Here is a 16,347-nt window from a genome sequence, read left to right as displayed (position 1 = left end):
GGGGGCGATGTCTGAGCAGTGCCGTATGTTCATGATTCTCGGGAGATTTTCGCTTGAGCGCCGACAACTATCGGCCGGGCGAGAACGGAGTTGGGTGGGGTTCTTATCCGGGCCCAGAACTGCAATGAGTTTTTGGACGAAGTTCGCGGTCTGCGGGTTGTCGCGGGACTACAGACACGGAGATTCAAGCGGTCCTGGAGCACCCGACCGTCTGTTACCGGCTTGCGGCTCGCTGAAGAGCCTGATGATGCAGTTGGTTTCGATGGTCGGGGTCCGACCGGCGAGCGTGACATGCGACCCGGTGGTGGGTCGGGATCCACTAGACCCCGGAGCCCGACCCGTACCTCGACTACGCGCGCTCGATCGGGAACCAGAGTTCGCAGGTCGCCGTACTGAAGTCCGGGGCGCGGTCGAGAACCGAGACGATCGACGGACCGGGGCGCAACCTCCACGGATTGGAGGGGAACCACTCTGTCGCGGACGCTGCGTACGCCTCCTGCAGGGCCGCCGGATGCGGCCCGGAGGTACGGAAGACCACCCATTCCCCAGCGGCCATGTCGATCACGTCGAGGTCGTCGGGAACGTCGGCGTCGACGTCGGCCGCCACGCCGTGTAGGTAGGTCAGCTCACTGCCCTCCACGTAGTCGGGGTCGACATCCGCGCTGACCTGTAGCAGCCCCGACGGCTCGGTGCCGCTGAGCTGCTTCAGGCGATCGTGCTCGGAGGCGGGCAGAGAAGCGATATGCCGCTCGATGTGCGCGTTGACGCCCTCGTGGCTTAGCGGCACCCGGGTGGCGTGGCCTATCAGGCGGAATGCGTGGTGATTGAGGATGCGGGCATCCATGGGGAGGCTCCCTTCGACGGTCAGGCGAAACCTGAGTTGCGGTTGGCTGCGAAGGGGGCCGCCATCACGTCGGACGTCACCATGGCTCACGCCGTGCACGGCACGGAATGCTCGACCGAAGGCCTCGGCAGAGCCGTACCCGTACCGCACGGCGATCGTGAGCAGATCCTCGTCGCCGACCAGGTCGGACGCGGCGATGGTCATGCGTCGACGCCGGACGTACTCTGACACCGGCATTCCCGCGAGGGACGAGAACATCCGGCGGGCGTGATAGCCGGTCGTTCCCAATCCGCGGGCGATCGTATCGACGTCGAGGTCGTCGCCGAGGCGTCTTTCAATTTCGTCGACGAGGCGGTTCAGAAACTCGATCATGGTCGCTCCCTTCACGATCAACTCTCGTCAGTCAGCGACCTGCGCGCCCGACTACTCCGGTCCGATTCAATCGGATCGGCGATCTCCACAGAGGCGCTCCCGCGAAGAACTGCCATGCAACCGTTGACCGAATTTGCCGAGGCGCCATGTACGCCGCCGGTCTCAGCACATGGGGAGTCCGGCAGCGAGGACGATCCGACCCGGAAGTGCGCCGCTACCGAGCCTGTCCAGGGCGGTATCGATCTCGCTGGCGTTGAGCTCACTCCGGCCGCGTCGTTCAACGTCGGCGACCACGGGCCGGCCAGGTTGACGGCGACCAGCATCGGGTCGTCCACGTAGCCACCGGCGGGGGTCCGCATGGCACCGAGTCGGCCCACCGGTTCTGTCCAGACGATGATGGCGTCCGCATTGAGATTCACCCGGACCGGTGGCGGGCACCCCTGGAATGGTCGTCTGTCAACGAATCGGGTGGCCGACCGCGACAGGAGAAGCGCGCCCAGACGTTGTTCGGCTCACGGCCAGCACGCCGGCCAGCCCGAGGATGGGCGCGGCTCCGGCGGCCACGAACGGTGTGGCAGCCACGGGGCGACGCAGGTGAGCTCAGTCGAGCACCGCTGCCGTTGCCTCGACCTCGACAAGTTGGTGGTCGTACCCGAGAGCTGCCACGCCGATCAGTGTGCTCGGCACGTCGTGGTCTCCGAAGGCGTCGCGGACGACTTCCCAGGCGGTGACCAGGTCTGATTGGGTGGACGATGCGACCAGCACGCGTGTGCAGATCACGTCCTCTAGCTCCGCACCCGCCTCCGCCAGCGCTTGCCGCATGTTCTCAACACACTGTGCCGCTTGGGCCGCGAAGTCCCCAATGCCGAACGTCGATCCGTCTTTGAGGAGAGGGCAGGAGCCGGCCAGGAATATCAGCCTGGCGTCTGCCGGCGCGGTAGCGGCGTACGCGTACTCTGCGGCGTCAGACAACTCAGTGGAACGGATGAGGGTGATGGCCTTGGGCATGAACTTCCTTCGGGTTGGCAGTGGGCTGTGGGGGCATGCGTCTCGGAAGGGGATCGTCGAACGTCACGCCGACGGTTCGTCGGAACTGAATGGTCGCCGAAGGTCGACGTCCCGGTTGCTGCTCGACCCGGTCCCCGGGATTGGCGGCCTTGTCGTCGGACGCGTCATCGGTCGTTCGGTCGCCACGAAACGTCCTCGTCGCCCGTGTGGGTCAGCTACGACTCTCACGGTCGTGGAGGAGTAGGCGGAGCAAGCTTTCAAGCTGGTCGCGTTGGCTGGTCGTCAGGGTGGAGAGCAAGCGTTTTTCATTGTCGATGTGGTCGCGCAGAGCCGCGTCGATTACTTCTCGACCCTGCCGCGTGAGGGAGATGCGGATGGTCCGCCGACTGTGTGGATCGGTCTCACGGGTGATGAGGTCCTTTGCGAGGAGGCGGTCGAGTCTGTTGGTGATCGCCCCTGACGTGACCATGGCGCTCTCGGTGAGCTGACCCGCAGTCAGACCTGTCCCGTTGGTATCTGCTCTTCGTAGGGTCGCCAGGATGTCGAACTCTCCGGGTTGCAGGTTGTGCTCACTGAACACTCTTTGTAGGTCGCGCTCGAAGAACCGCGTAAGGCGGGAGAGTCTGCCGAGCACTCCCATCGGACTGACGTCCATCCGCGGGTGCACCTGTGCCCATTGGGCGACTATGCGGTCGACGCTGTCCTCCACACATTCCCCTCAACGTTGAACTGTTTGACGCGAGCCAGAATATCACTCTAGAGTTCTCAATGTTCAAAGGTTCAACGTTGAGGAGTTTGTCGTGGGCCGAATGCGGATCACCGTGTGCACCGCGATCGCTCCAGCAGTGTGGGGGACGACGTACATCGTGACGACCGAGATGCTGCCCCCAGGGCACCCTCTGTTCGCCGCGCTGGCGCGGTCATTGCCGGCGGGTGTGCTCGCGATCGCTCTGTCCCGTGCGATGCCAAAGGGTGCCTGGTGGTGGAAGTCGATCGTGCTCGGAGTTCTGAACATCGGCGCCTTCTTCCCGCTTCTGTTCGTCACCGCGTATCACCTGCCCGGTGGTGTTGCCGCGACTCTCCTGGCTACACAGCCACTGGTCGTGGCGGTTCTGGTCGTCTTTGTCCTCCGGGAACCGTTCTCCGCGTGGCGCCTGTCCTGGGGTGTGGTGGGGGTCGTGGGTGTTGCCCTCGTCGTGTTGCGCTCCACTGCGACCCTCGACCCGATCGGCGTGGTGGCCGGGTTACTGAGCGCGGTGTCGATGGGATTCGGGGTCACCCTCACAAAGAAGTGGGGTCGACCCACCGGGGTATCGGCAATGGGCCTGGCCGGGTGGCAACTGACAGCCGGTGGACTCTTCCTCCTGCCGATCACGCTCCTTCTCGAGGGCGTGCCCACGGCCGTCGACATCACGGCTATGGCCGGTTACCTGTGGTTGGGGCTCGTCGGTGGACTGATCTCTTACACACTGTGGTTCGGCGGCGTCGCCCGGCTCCCGGTTGCCGCGGTGGCCGCCCTCGGACCCCTCTCGCCCATGGCCGCAGCCGCACTCGGGGCGCTAGTTCTAGGCCAGTCTCTGGGCGCAGTCCAGATTCTCGGGTTCGTGCTGGCCGTGGCCGCGATCGCTGCCGGCCAGATCACCCCCAGCAGGAGGCCGTCGACGACCCCGCCCATCGCCGCGCAGCAGCCGGCGCTGACCGACGCACTGGCCAGGAGGGCATCATGAAGATTGCAGTCATAGGAGCGCCAGGGATGGCGGGCTCCCGCATCGTGGCAGAGGCGGCGAGGCGCGGCCATTCCGTATCCGGATTCTCGCGATCAGAACGCATCCACAACCGAGCTCCCGACGGGGTCTCATTCTCCACCGCCGATGCCGCCGATCCAGCAGCCATGAGCTGCATCGCGGCACAACACGACGTGATCGTGCTCGCCACCAGACCGTTTCCCGGCACCGAGGACGAAGTCAGCTCGCCGACGACTACAGTGCTGGACGCGACTCTGAAATTCGGCCGTCGCGTCATCGTGATCGGCGGTGCCGGCCCTCTGATGAGCCCGGACGCCGACCACCTCGTCATCGACGACCCGCGCTTCGTCCCCCCACGGTGGCGGACCATCGCGCAGGCCAGCGTCGATCAGCTCCACGCTTGCCTCAACCATCACGCGGAGTGGACCTACCTGAGCCCGCCTGCCCACTTCGAACCCGGCGACCGCACGGGACACTACCGCCGGGGAACACACCGGCTTCTTGTCGACACCGACGGCCGGTCGCACATCTCAGCCGAAGACCTGGCGATCGCCGCCCTCGATGAGATCGAACAGCCTGCACCGGCAATACGCCACTTCACCGTCGCGTACTAGATTCACAGCCGAGGGTCGACCGGTTCGGACTCCATGGCCAGGACACCGAAGACGCACTGGTGGATTCGCCAGACCGGCTCACCGGCTGCGGCCCGGCGTGCCCCTTCGAGGCCGAGCGCGTACTCACGTAGCGCCATGGAACGTTTCTGTCCGAGCGAGCGATTCTTCAGGCCGGCCAGTGTCCCCGGGGTGGTGTATTCGGCGCCGTAGATGATGCGCAGGTATTCACGTCCGCGGACCTTGAGGCCGGGCTGGACCAGCCCCTTCTTGCCTCGGGTCAGGTTGGCGAGAGGTTTGACGACCATGCCCTCACCGCCGGCTGAGGTGAGATCGTCCCACCACGCCGACCCTGCAGCGCGCGAACCATCGCCGGCGACGTCGACGACGAGGCGGCGGGTGGTGCGGAACAGTTCCGGGTCAGCGACGACGAGTCGGTCCGCCAGGTCCAGGTGCCAGTGATGGTCCCGGTTCTCGTAGGTGCCGGCGTCGCTGGCCACCATCTGGAACGGGGCGATCTGCAGGCCGAGATTGTTGTCGACCGGCTGGATATAGCGACGGTAGGCCTCGACGAACCTCTCGGCGTTCGCGGCCCTCGCACGCGTCCGGTCGAGCAGGTTCTGGACGTCGATGCCGCGGTGCGCGGCAGACTCGAGCAGGTCTATGGCGGAGGGAAGGGCGGTGGTAGCGGCGGCGCCCACTGCGGCGTATTGGTCCCGGATCATCGGTTCGGCCTTGAGCGTCCACGGCAGAATCTCGGTATCGAGAAGCAGCCAGGTGGCGCCCAGGTCCTCCCACACCCCGGCGGCTGTGGCCGCGCGAGCGATCCTTTGCAGGACCACCGACTGCTGGTCATCGGGCAGGAACGAGCGACCGGTGCGGGAGTGGATCACCCCGCCGCCCTGGTCGGTCACGCGCACGACGGCGCGGGAACCCATGTGCTTCTCCTGGCAGATCACGCGCTCGACGCCCTGCTTGGCGAAGTGGTCGAACGCCTGATCAGGGTGTTCGAGGAGGTCGTCGCGCGGGGAGCTGTCCACCGGCGACATGGTCGGCGGGAGGTAGAAGAGCTGTCTGGGGTCGACGGCGAAGCGGCTCATCACCTCCAGCGCCCCGGCCGCATTGTCGTCGCGCATCGACACCCGTCCCATGTACTGGGTCTCTATGATCCGGGGCCCGAGCACGTCGGTCAGCCTCAGGGTCGCGGGATCCCGCTCGGGCGGCGCCGGGGGCCGGATCGGCTCGTAGTAGGTGTCACGGGCGGGCACTGAGACGATCTGGCGTTCCGGGTATTGCAGCGCGGTCAGGGACCCGCCGAACACGCACCCGGTGTCCAGGCACAGGGTGTTGTTGACCCACTCCGTCTCGGTGACGGGGGTGTGCCCGTACAGCACCGTTGCCGACCCGCGGTAGTCCTCGGCCCACGGATACCGGACGGGTAGGCCGAACTCATCGGTCTCGCCGCTGGTGTCTCCGTACAGGGCAAACGCGCGTACCCGCCCGGATGCGCGACCGTGGTATTTCTCCTTCAGACCGGCGTGTGCCACGACCAGGTTGCCGTCGTCCAGGACGTAATGCGCCACGAGAGCGTCACAGAACGCACGGGTCCTGGCGACGAACGAGCCGTCCTCTGTCGCCAACTGGTCGAGGGTCTGTTGCAGACCATGGGTGGCCTTGACGGACCCCCGCCCCAGCGCCTTGGCGAGCTTGGCCTCGTGATTTCCCGACACGCACAGGGCGTTGCCGGACTCGACCATGCCCATCGCCAATCTCAGCACTCCCGGAGAGTCGGGGCCGCGGTCGACCAGGTCGCCCACGAACACCACGCGCCGCGACTCAGGGTGGCGGGCGTCGACCGCGCGGCCTGCCTGGTCCCTCTCCAGGGCGTAGCCCAGCGTCCGGAGCAGCTCCTCCAGCTCGGCGCGGCACCCGTGGACATCACCGATCACATCGAACGGTCCGTGGTCGTCGCGACGGTCGTTGAACAACCGGGTCCGCGCGATCGAGGCCTCGGCCACCGCCTGCTCCGAATCCAGCACGTGAATGGAACGAAACCCCTCCTTATTGAGCCCGCGCATCGAGCGGCGCAGCTGGTCCTGCTGGCGCTTGATCACCCGGGCTCCGAAGTCGCGATCCGCGCGTGCCGCGTTGCGCTCCACAGCCACCGAGGTGGGTAGGTCCAGCACGATGGCGGCGGCCAGCACGTCGTGCTCCTTGGCCAGGGCCAGCAGCGACCTGCGGGCCGCTGGCTGCACATTGGTCGCGTCGATCACTGTCAGCAGCCCCCGTGCCAGGCGTTTGCCGGCGATGAACTCCAGCACCGCGAACGCGTCTGCGGTGGCGTCCTGGGCGTTGGGGTCATCGCAGACCATCGCCCGGCAGTCGTCGCTGGAGATCACCTCGGTGGGGGCGAAGTGTGTCGCGGCGAAAGTCGACTTGCCGGACCCGCTGGCCCCGATGAGCAGGACCAGGGACAGCTCCGGGATGGACAGCTCACTCATACGGACACCTCCACGGGGGCGGACAGGCTGAACACGGCCATCTGCGTCGGCGGCCCGGCCTGCGGGTCGGCCTCGCCCACGGGATGGAAATCCACCCGATACCCGTGGGCGCCGGCTACTGAGTTGGCCCAGGATCGGAACTGTGTCCGCGTCCACTCGAAGCGGTGATCCGGGTGCCGGAAGCCTCCCTCGGCCAGCGCCGGATAGTGCACGTTGTACTCGACGTTGGGCGTGGTGATCACCACGTGCCGGGGATGCATCGCGCCAAACACGTTGCGCACCACAGCCGGCAGGCGGTCGGGATCGACGTGCTCGATCACCTCCATCAGGATCGCCACGTCGAGATCGGCGAGCCGCTCGTCCTCGTACATCAGTGAGGAGCGCAGGAGGGACAGGCGGTCGGCCTCGCGTTCGGTCATCGAGTCCACGTTCAACCGCGTGGCGGCTTTGGACAGGGCGATGTCCGAGACCTCCGTGCCGATCACGCGTGCCACGCCCTGGACCTTGAGCAGGCTGCCCAGCAGGGCGCCGGAGCCGCAGCCCACATCGGCGATCGACGCCGGGGCCAGGTCGCGGACCACCTCGAGAACGGCGTCGTGACGCAGTCTGACCAGGGGGCGTGGGCTGGCGGCTACGTCCGTGCCAGCCGCGTCGTCACGAACGTTCTCCCGGAGGCGGTCGTCCACTTCGGCGAGCCGGGACAGGGCACTCTCGCGGAGATCGCGCTGGCCGGCAAGGGAGCGATGCGCGATCAGGTCGCGCTCGGGGTGGGAGGGCAACCATCCCGCCCCGGCGCGCATCAGCTTGTCGACCTCGTCCTGGCCCACCCAGTAGTGCTTGGCGTCGTCGAGGACGGGGAGTAGGACGTACAGCTGGCTGAGAGCATCCGCCAGCCGCACCGACCCTGTCAGCGTCAGAGTCGCCAGCGGCGCCGCGCCCCACTGGGGCCTGGTGGCGTCGAACGCGATCGGCTCGGCCTGGACGTCCCATCCCAGCGGCGCGAACAACCGTCGCACCAGGCCGGGCTCACCGGGCACCGCCGGTAGCGAGATCGTCAGATCCAGGGGAGTCTCGACCAGCTGCTCGTAGCCGACACACTGTCCATTGAGTGCCGACCGGAACACCTTGCCCATCGCCACCGCCAGCAGCGACGACGCCACGTACGGGCGATCGTTGACGTAGTGCCCCAGCGCGAAGGCGTCACCGCGCCCGGAGCGTCCCCGCACCAGCGCCACCGGGTCCACTTCCAGAAGCACCGCGGAAGTACACGCCTCCGCGCTGACCTCGGGGTAGAACACGTGCGCCGTACCTGCATATACGCCGAATGACTGCACCTTGTCGGGATGCTTGTGCAGCAGGAAACCCAGATCACCTGGCGTGGCGAGCGCCTCCGAACGACGGGCAGTGATCGTCAGTAACATGCGGTCAGTCTGCCCCAGCCAGGTCGCCGGGGCGGCACTGTGGTCCGGGTGAGGTCCGATCGCGTCCTCGGCCGGGCGGCGCAGGCGCCCGTGTCCCGGACGCGGTCAGTGCTATCGGTGGCGCGGCCCCCCGGGGCGCATCATGATGGGCGCGTGTGCCGCTATGGCGGATAGCTTCAGAGGAATGTGAGTTTTTAGGCAAGAAGAGTTCTTTGGGGTCGGGTGAAACGTCGACGCGTGCCCGTCCCCGGTGTGGCCGCGAGCGGTGGCAGCGTCTCTTGGTGACGTGGCTCGGGCTGCGTTCTTCGGCTTGTAATGCAATTGGTGATGCACTTTGTGTAGGAGAAAAGGGTTGGGTGTGAATTCGGCAATCGATGGGGACCAGGAAATTCGATGGTCCCAGGTGGAAGACAGTTTCTTTGTCGGCAACTTCCGCGGCAATTTCGTGGGTTATATCGACCAGAACCCTGACGGCAGTTTTACCTGCTACGACAGGATGTCGAGACCGCAAGGCCAGTCCAGCACGCTGGAAGAGGCGATATTCAGCCTGAATGGTCTGTATTCATCCGACGCGAGCGACGGAGAATCGAATGTCGCTGGATACTGATCCCCACACGTCGCCAGGGGCTCCCGGACTGAAGTATCTCGTGTATACGAGCGTGCCGGTGCGGAAGATGATGCCGGGCGATCTGGAGTCCATTCTGTTCACCTCCCGAGAGCGAAATCGTGCAGCCGGGATCACCGGCGTCCTTCTCTTCAGGAACAACTGCTTCGTCCAGTTTCTCGAAGGTCCTCCGTCTGCGATAGACGATTTGATGACGCGCATCGCAGCCGATGACCGGCATAATCGTGTCCGGGTCCTGCTGACGGAATCCGCAGCCGAACGCAGTTTCGCCGACTGGAAGATGGGTTTCGGAATCCCCAAGGAGACCCGGTCGACCGGCGTCGACGGCGTACGGGACAGTTTCAACGATCTCACCGGCGGGTCGAACTACGACGTCGTACGCCGGGCAGCCGAGGACTTCTCGATCTGGTTCAAGGTGAAGGATCGCTCGACCTCGACCTGAGTCTCGCGTCCGACTGCACCCGGGCGACGAGCACGCCGCCACGCAGGACGCGATGCGCCCCGCAGTGGCAGGACTCGTAGACCACGGTGCCCTCGCTGGTGCGGTGCGAGGAGCCCGGCAGCCAAGCGTGCTGGTGCGCGTCCGGATCAGCGGGTGGTGGCACCGGGGCGTCGTGGTCACAAGCAGTGGGTGAACTGGCTGTTCTCGTCATGCGCTGACTGTGGTGCAATGGGTCAGTGCAGTTCAACCATGGCAATATGGTCGGCCCGACGCTCGCAGCGGAACTGGCCTCCCTCGCCGCCCGAGGATGGGACACCGACACCGCTGTGGCCGTGCTCCGCGATCACCGCGTTCGTAGGCCCCAACTCGCCGGTTCGATGTCTGCGCGGCTCCATGAGTGGGCGTTGCAGTTGAGGGCGCCGTTCTCGGCCATGGACGTGGACAGTAGATGCGACGCGATCAACCTGCTGTTGGAGTCGGCAACGTCGAGGCCGTCCCTGAGCACGCATGACGGTCACAAGCCCCACCTGCACTTCGCCGCTGACGGTGACGACGTGGTGGACCGTGTCAAGGCGATAACTGCCGGTGGTCTGGCGATCTTCACCGTCGAATCCGAGGGTGGGCGCCTGGGTGCCTGCCTGCGGGAGGGATGTCCCGAGGTATTTGTCGATACCAGCCGGAACGGTGGGCGGCGCTATTGCAGCGCCCGATGCGGCAACCACGACGCTGTTCGACGGCACCGGACCCCCGGCCGTCGACGCGGGTGACGCAGGGGGTGTCGTCCGGCCCCGAGATCGGGGATCATGTGGCGATGGAGACGCGAGACGAGCCCTGGCCGGCCCTGCCCCTGAATTCATGGATCGACACCCGGGACACGGTTCAGCTGTGGACCCAGATCGTCGGTAAGACGCGCATGGCCCTCGGGCCCGACATCAACCACTGGTGGGGCGTCCCGCTGTACGTGGACGCGCGAGGGCTCACCACATCCCTGATGGTCGCCGGGGGCCGCGGGCTCGAGATTCGCTTCGACTTCATCAGCCACGAACTCCTGCTCCTCGTCACCGACGGCAGCACCCGTCGGATGGCGCTCGAACCGCGGACCGTCGCCGACTTCTACGCCGAGTACACCGGCCACCTTGGTGATCTGGGGTTCGACGTGCCGATCGTCGGGACCCCGGTCGAGTTGCCGGAGGTGATCCCTTTCGCCGAGGACACCACACACACGTCGTACGACGCTGACGCCGTGGCCCGTTTCTGGAGGTCGCTGGTCAGCGCGCACGGCGTCCTGTCGGCGTTCCGTGGTGGGTTCCGTGGAAAGTCCTCGCCCGTCCACTTCTTCTGGGGTGCGTTCGATCTGGCCGTCACCCGGTTCTCCGGACGCTCCGCCCCCGAGCACCCCGGTGGCGTCCCGAACTGCCCGGACCGGGTGATGCACGAGGCCTACAGCGACGAGGTGTCGAGCGCGGGGTACTGGCCGGGTGGTGCGGAGGAGGGCATCTTCTACGCGTACGCCTATCCCCACCCCGAGGGGTACGACACCCACCCGGCGGTCGAGGCGCCCGCGCACTGGGACAGCGCGCTGGGGGAGTATGTGCTGCCGTACCACCTGGTGCGACAGGTGCCGGACCCCGACGCCATGGTGCTGAGATTCCTCGAACAGACCCATCGCGCGGCGGCGGAGACGGCGGGCTGGGTCTAGTCGCCGGCTGCTCTCACGGCGGTCGGCGCAACGGTCGTTGACTGACCATTCAGTCAGGCCTATGCTGACTGAATACTCAGTCAGCAACGAGAGGCGGCCGCCGTGCCCGACGACGACCCGGCCCGCAGCAGAGCCGATCGAAGCAGAGCCGATCGAAGTAGAGCCGATCGCAGCGGAGCCGACCGCATCCTGGACGCCGCCATCTCCCGGTTCGGCGAAAACGGCGTCAAGGGAACGAGTCTCAAGACCATCGCCGCCGAGGCGGGGGTGTCGCAGGCGCTGATCCTCCACCACTTCGGGAGCAAGGACCGACTGCACCGGGCCTGCGACGAGCACGTGGTGCGGCTGGTGCGGCAGGGCAAGGAGTCCGCGATGGGCCCGGGCCCGCAGCTGGATCCGCTCCAGTCGCTGCGGCAGATCGAGGACAGTCGTCCGCTGCTGCGCTACCTGGCCCGCACCCTCTCGGAGGGCGGCGACCACATCGCGCACCTCATCGACGAGATGGTCGCCGACGCCGAGGCTTACACCGGGGCCGCCGTCGAGGCCGGTCTCATCAAGCCCAGCGCCCATTCGCGCGAACGGGTCGTCGTGCTGACGCTCTGGTCGCTGGGATCACTGGTCCTGCACGAGCACATGAACCGACTGCTCGGCGTGGACTTCCTCGACACCGAGGCCCCGCCGGAGAACCTCGCCCCCTACGTGCTCCCGGTCGTGGAGCTGTTCAGCCAGGGCCTGTTCGAACCCGGCACCCTCGACCGCTTCACGGACGCCTTCGACACCCCTGACGATCCCGAGAAGGAGAAGTGAGCACCATGAACGACCTCGTGATCTCCGCGCGAGGGCTGGTCAAGACCTTCGGCACCACGCGTGCCCTCGATGGCCTGGACCTCGAGGTGGCCCGGGGTGAGGTGCACGGCTTCCTCGGCCCCAACGGCGCCGGAAAATCCACCACCATGCGCGTCCTGCTCGGCCTTCTCCGGGCCGATGGAGGCGCCGTGCGACTGCTCGACGGCGACCCGTGGACCGACGCCGTCGAGCTCCACCGCCGTCTCGCGTACGTGCCCGGGGACGTGGAACTGTGGCCCACTCTCACCGGCGGCGAGGTGATCGACCTTCTCGCCCGGCTACGCGGCCCACTCGACAGGCGCCGTCGCGATGAGCTGTGCGAGCGCTTCGACCTGGACCCCACCAAGAAGGCCCGCACCTACTCCAAGGGCAATCGGCAGAAGGTGGCGCTCATCTCCGCCCTGACCTCCGACGTGGAACTTCTCCTGCTCGACGAGCCCACCGCGGGCCTCGACCCCCTCATGGAGGTCGTGTTCCAGGACGCGATCGGTGAGGTCAAGGCCGCCGGCCGCACCGTCCTGCTCTCCAGTCACATCCTCGCGCAGGTCGAAGCACTCGCGGACCGCATCTCCATCGTGCGGCAGGGTCGCACCGTCGAGACCGGGAGCCTGGAGGAACTTCGTCACATGACCCGCACCACGATGGTCGCCCGTACCGACCGTCCGTCGGACGACCTGCGTCGGGTCCCGGGTGTCCACGATGTGGAGGTCGACGACGACGACGAGGTCCGCTTTCAGGTCGACGGGGACAGTGTCGACGAGGCCGTCCGGGCACTCGCCCCACTGGGCGTCCGTTCGCTGGTCGCCCATCCCCCGACCCTCGAACAACTGCTCATGCGCCACTACGGCGCCGCTGGTGAGACCGAGGCCGAGCCCGAGGGGCAGAGGGCAGAACGATGACCGGCAGTGCGATGACCGGCGGTGCGATGACCGGCAGTGCGATGACCGCCACGCCCACCGCCCGTCGCGAGCACGAGCACGGCGCTGGGCCCGGTTCCGCGCTGGCCGGCACCGGCACCCTGGTGCGGTTCTTCCTGCGACGGGACAGGATCAAGCTCCCGGCCTGGGTCGGCGGCCTCGGACTGTTCGTGGTCTACATCGGCGCCGCCCTCCCGCAGCTTGCGCCGACCGAGGAGGACCTGGCCGCGGTCGTGCCCCTGTTCACCCAGCCGGTCGGGCGGATGTTCACCGGCCCGGCCCTAGGCATGGACGCCCCCACCTTCGAGCGGTTCTTCGCCGCCGGCTACGCGCCGTACCTGTTCCTGCTCGCCGCACTGATGAACATCATGCTGGTCACCAGGCACACCCGCGTCGAGGAGCAGACCGGCCGCGCCGAGCTGATCCGCGCGAGCGTCACCGGCCGGCATTCCGCCCTCACCGCCACGCTGATCGTCGCCGCGATCACCAACGCCCTCGCGTGCGTGGTGGTCGCCGGTCTGGCGGTCGCCACTGGTTTCGCCCCGCTCGGCTCCCTGCTCATCGGACTGGGTACCGCGCTCACCGGGATGACGTTCGCAGGGATCTCGGCGGTGACCGCCCAGCTCAGCGCCTACTCACGGGCGGCTGCGGGGATGGCCGGGCTGGTGCTGGGGGTGTCCTTCATCCTCCGGGCGCTCGGCGACATGGCGGCCGTCGGCGGGTCCGCGCTGTCCTGGGCCTCGCCCCTCGGGTGGGCTGCCCAGACGGCCCCCTATGTGTACGACCGCTGGTGGCCGCTGCTCCCCCTCGTCGTCGTCGCCGTCGTCGGGTCCTCCGCCGCCTACGTCCTCCAGTCGCGCCGCGACTTCGGCGCGAGCCTCCTCGCCCCCCGCCCCGGCCCCGCGCACGCCGGCCGGTTCCTCGGGCACCCGGTGGGCCTGGCCGCCCGGCTCCAGCGCGGCGCCCTGCTCGGCTGGGGCGCGGCCATCGTCGTCCTGGGCGCCGTCAACGGCGCGTTCACCGACGCCATGCTCAGCGCGAGCCAGGACATGCCGCAGGCGATGCAGGACATGTTCGGCGCCCAGGGTCTGGTGGGCGGCTACGTGGCGTTCCTCGGGTCGTTCGTCGCCGTCCTCACCGCCGCGTATGTGGTCTACGCGCTGCAGTCACTCTGGGACGAGGAGGGGCGGGGCCGCGCCGACCTCGTGTTGGCGACCCCCGTCAGCCGCGTCTCGTGGGCGGGCGCCCACCTGGCCGTCGTGGCCGCGGGCGCGGTGCTCATCCTCCTGGTCACCGGGGTCCTCACCGCGCTCGCCGCCGCCGGCGTCACCGGAGACGTCTCGCTCGTCGGCGAAGTGATCGCCGCGCACCTCGGAGCCGTTCCCGCGGTCCTGATGGTGCTGGGAATCTGCGCCCTGCTGTACGGCTGGGTGCCGCGGTTGACGGCCCCCGTCGGCTGGGCGGTGGTCGCGCTGATGTTCCTGGTGACCAACTTCGCCGACCTGCTGGACCTTCCCGACTGGCTCCGGTCGCTCTCTCCGCTGCACCATCTCGCGGCGCTCCCGGTGGAGGAGTTCGCCGTGGTGCCGTTCCTCGTCGTCACAGTCCTGGCGGGGATCCTCGTGGCCGTGGGACTGGCCGGGTTCCGGCGTCGACAAGTCTGACCCCCTTCGTAGAGTGGCGCCATGAATCTGCTCCTGCTGTCCCTCGGCGTCGGCGCCGTGCCGGACTTCGTCGCCCAGCACGTCAACCGGCCCGCGCCCGCGGTGCGCATCGGGTATCTGAACGACGCTGCCAGTCCCTACGCGGGTGCCGCGTTCGCGGCCGCTGAACGCGCGCAGCTCTCGGAACTGGGCTACGTGCTGACCGACATCACCGCGGCCGAGTTCGACGACGCGGGCGCGTTCGCCGACGTGCTCGACCGGGTCGACGTCCTCTACGTCGCAGGTGGTAACACTTTCGTGCTGTTGGCGGCGCTGCGCCGCGTCGGTGTGGATGCGATCCTCGTCGAGCGGGTGCGCGCGGGACTGCCCTACATCGGTTCGAGCGCCGGATCGGTCATCACCGGCCCCAGCATCGAGCCGGTCAGCCTCATGGACGACCCCTCCGCCGCGCCTGAGCTCACCGACTACGGCGGACTCGGACTGGTCGACACCGTCGTGATCCCCCACGCGGATGGCGCCTTGCCGCCCTACCCACCCGCGCTCATCGCACGGCTCAAGGACACCTACGGGAGCGATTATCCACTCACGTTTGTCCATGACGATCAGGCGCTGCTCGTCGACGGTGCGATACCGCGCCTGGTCAGCTCACCCTGAATCGCGGCCGCGACGCGACGGGTCGGGTCGAGTCGGGTCGGGCCTGGACCATCGAGGACCTCGCCAGGCAGGATGAACGCTCTACCGGAACGAGGTTCGCTGAACCCATGAACTGGCTCGCCGGCAGCGGAATCGAGACGCGGCGATGTCCCTAGTCCTCCCACTCGTACGGACTGCCCACCCCGCACCGGCGCTTGCGGTCACAGTGCTCACCCTGTTGCTCGCGGCGAGTATGGGAGTGAGCACGTACACGGCGGTGGTGCTCTTCGCCGCTGTCCTGAGTGGTCAGCTCGTCGTGGGTTGGACCAATGATCTCTGCGATCGCGAGCGTGATCGTCGGGTCGGCCGCAGCGACAAACCGCTCGCGACCGGACAGATCTCGGTCGGGGTGGTGCGCTCGGCGATCGGCGCCGCAGGTGTGGTCTGTGTTCTCGCGTCGCTGTTGTGCGGACTCGGCGCCGGCCTTCTCCATCTCACGTCGGGGGTCGGCGCAGCTCTGGCCTACAACTTCGCGCTCAAGTCCACCGTGTTGTCCTGGCTTCCGTATTCGCTCGCCTTCGGCTCCTTGCCCGCCGTGGTGTCCCTGTCCCGGGAACCGGCTGCTCTACCGCCGCTGTGGATGGTCGCCGTCGGCGCTCTGCTCGGCTTTGCAGCGCACCTGCTCAATGCCATGCCCGACCTCGCCGACGACGCGGTGACCGGAGTCAGAGGATTGCCTCATCGACTGCCACCTTCGCTGGTGCCGTCTGTGGCCGCGCTGACACTCGTCGCCGCATCGGTGGTCTCTGTCTTCGGCAGGCGCACTCCACCGACGGCCGGTCAGTGGATCCTGTTGGCCGCGGTGCTCGTGCTGGCGGTGGCGGCGACCCGCACCACGGGAAAGGGCCCGTTCTATGCGGCGATCGCCATCGCAGGAGTCAACGTCGTGATGCTGCTGATCGGGTGATGCCGGGTCAGTACTTTTCGCGGGTGCGGTCGATGGGCACTCGGGTGACCTC

At 67.4% G+C, this 16,347-nt stretch carries 16 protein-coding genes; 11 read left to right on the top strand and 5 right to left on the bottom strand.

The genetic code is table 11. From position 1 onward, the window contains the following. Positions 1 to 349: 349 nt before the first annotated feature. From NJE57_RS13715 to NJE57_RS13705, 3 genes are all read right to left on the bottom strand, one after another. Complete coding sequence (locus NJE57_RS13715; RefSeq protein ID WP_319029021.1) at positions 350 to 1,216, bottom strand: AraC family transcriptional regulator; 867 nt, start codon at positions 1,214 to 1,216, stop codon at positions 350 to 352. Positions 1,217 to 1,816: 600 nt separating this feature from the next. Beyond that, the gene (locus NJE57_RS13710) at positions 1,817 to 2,224 is read right to left on the bottom strand and encodes a RidA family protein (RefSeq protein WP_319029019.1); all 408 of its coding nucleotides are present in this window, start codon (positions 2,222 to 2,224) and stop codon (positions 1,817 to 1,819) included. A 211-nt stretch (positions 2,225 to 2,435) separates the two neighbouring features. After that, positions 2,436 to 2,933 carry a MarR family transcriptional regulator gene (locus NJE57_RS13705; protein WP_319029018.1) on the bottom strand — a complete coding sequence of 166 codons (498 nt, stop codon included), beginning with the start codon at positions 2,931 to 2,933 and terminating at the stop codon, positions 2,436 to 2,438. 100 nt (positions 2,934 to 3,033) lie between these two features. On the opposite strand from NJE57_RS13705, the gene NJE57_RS13700 reads away from it, so the two are divergent. Both NJE57_RS13700 and NJE57_RS13695 read left to right on the top strand, forming a co-directional pair. After that, positions 3,034 to 3,951, top strand: a complete 918-nt coding sequence (locus tag NJE57_RS13700) for an EamA family transporter (protein WP_319029071.1) — start codon at positions 3,034 to 3,036, stop codon at positions 3,949 to 3,951. Next, positions 3,948 to 4,583, top strand: a complete 636-nt coding sequence (locus NJE57_RS13695; RefSeq protein ID WP_319029016.1) for an NAD(P)-dependent oxidoreductase — start codon at positions 3,948 to 3,950, stop codon at positions 4,581 to 4,583. The genes NJE57_RS13700 and NJE57_RS13695 overlap by 4 nt, the downstream gene beginning before the upstream one ends. 2 nt (positions 4,584 to 4,585) lie before the next feature. Here the strand turns inward: NJE57_RS13695 and NJE57_RS13690 are convergent, their stop codons facing one another. Beyond that, positions 4,586 to 7,081, bottom strand: coding sequence for a polynucleotide kinase-phosphatase (locus NJE57_RS13690; RefSeq protein ID WP_319029014.1), 2,496 nt, complete (start codon positions 7,079 to 7,081; stop codon positions 4,586 to 4,588). Beyond that, the gene (locus tag NJE57_RS13685; protein ID WP_319029013.1) at positions 7,078 to 8,502 is read right to left on the bottom strand and encodes a 3' terminal RNA ribose 2'-O-methyltransferase Hen1; all 1,425 of its coding nucleotides are present in this window, start codon (positions 8,500 to 8,502) and stop codon (positions 7,078 to 7,080) included. Before NJE57_RS13685 ends, NJE57_RS13690 begins: the two co-directional genes overlap by 4 nt. 358 nt (positions 8,503 to 8,860) lie before the next feature. Between NJE57_RS13685 and NJE57_RS13680 the strand changes: the two genes are divergently transcribed. The 9 genes from NJE57_RS13680 (at position 8,861) to NJE57_RS13640 (ending at position 16,295) form a co-directional block, all read left to right on the top strand. Further along, positions 8,861 to 9,109: a hypothetical protein gene (locus NJE57_RS13680; protein WP_319029012.1), complete on the top strand. Its 249-nt coding sequence runs from the start codon at positions 8,861 to 8,863 to the stop codon at positions 9,107 to 9,109. Beyond that, positions 9,093 to 9,569 (top strand): BLUF domain-containing protein, encoded by a 477-nt coding sequence (locus NJE57_RS13675; RefSeq protein ID WP_319029011.1) that lies wholly within the window; start codon positions 9,093 to 9,095, stop codon positions 9,567 to 9,569. Before NJE57_RS13680 ends, NJE57_RS13675 begins: the two co-directional genes overlap by 17 nt. Positions 9,570 to 9,826: 257 nt before the next feature. Further along, positions 9,827 to 10,336 (top strand): CGNR zinc finger domain-containing protein, encoded by a 510-nt coding sequence (locus NJE57_RS13670; protein WP_319029010.1) that lies wholly within the window; start codon positions 9,827 to 9,829, stop codon positions 10,334 to 10,336. Between the two features lie 44 nt (positions 10,337 to 10,380). Beyond that, a complete protein-coding gene (locus NJE57_RS13665; RefSeq protein ID WP_319029008.1) occupies positions 10,381 to 11,268 on the top strand; it encodes a DUF5996 family protein in 888 nt (295 codons plus the stop codon). A gap of 102 nt (positions 11,269 to 11,370) precedes the next feature. Beyond that, a complete protein-coding gene (locus tag NJE57_RS13660; protein WP_319029007.1) occupies positions 11,371 to 12,075 on the top strand; it encodes a TetR family transcriptional regulator in 705 nt (234 codons plus the stop codon). A gap of 5 nt (positions 12,076 to 12,080) precedes the next feature. Further along, positions 12,081 to 13,013, top strand: coding sequence for an ABC transporter ATP-binding protein (locus tag NJE57_RS13655; protein WP_319029069.1), 933 nt, complete (start codon positions 12,081 to 12,083; stop codon positions 13,011 to 13,013). Then, positions 13,010 to 14,695 (top strand): ABC transporter permease, encoded by a 1,686-nt coding sequence (locus NJE57_RS13650; protein ID WP_319029006.1) that lies wholly within the window; start codon positions 13,010 to 13,012, stop codon positions 14,693 to 14,695. The genes NJE57_RS13655 and NJE57_RS13650 overlap by 4 nt, the downstream gene beginning before the upstream one ends. A gap of 21 nt (positions 14,696 to 14,716) precedes the next feature. Further along, on the top strand, positions 14,717 to 15,349 hold the full coding sequence (locus NJE57_RS13645) for a Type 1 glutamine amidotransferase-like domain-containing protein (protein WP_319029004.1): 633 nt from the start codon (positions 14,717 to 14,719) through the stop codon (positions 15,347 to 15,349). Between the two features lie 145 nt (positions 15,350 to 15,494). Continuing rightward, positions 15,495 to 16,295 (top strand): UbiA family prenyltransferase, encoded by an 801-nt coding sequence (locus NJE57_RS13640; protein WP_319029003.1) that lies wholly within the window; start codon positions 15,495 to 15,497, stop codon positions 16,293 to 16,295. Positions 16,296 to 16,347: the final 52 nt, after the last annotated feature.

Origin of the sequence: Dietzia sp. PP-33 (assembly GCF_033790845.1) — a bacterium.
Classification (GTDB): Bacteria; Actinomycetota; Actinomycetes; order Mycobacteriales; family Mycobacteriaceae; genus Dietzia.
Note: the sequence above shows the minus strand (reverse complement) of the source record. Positions and strands in the feature narration are given on the sequence as shown.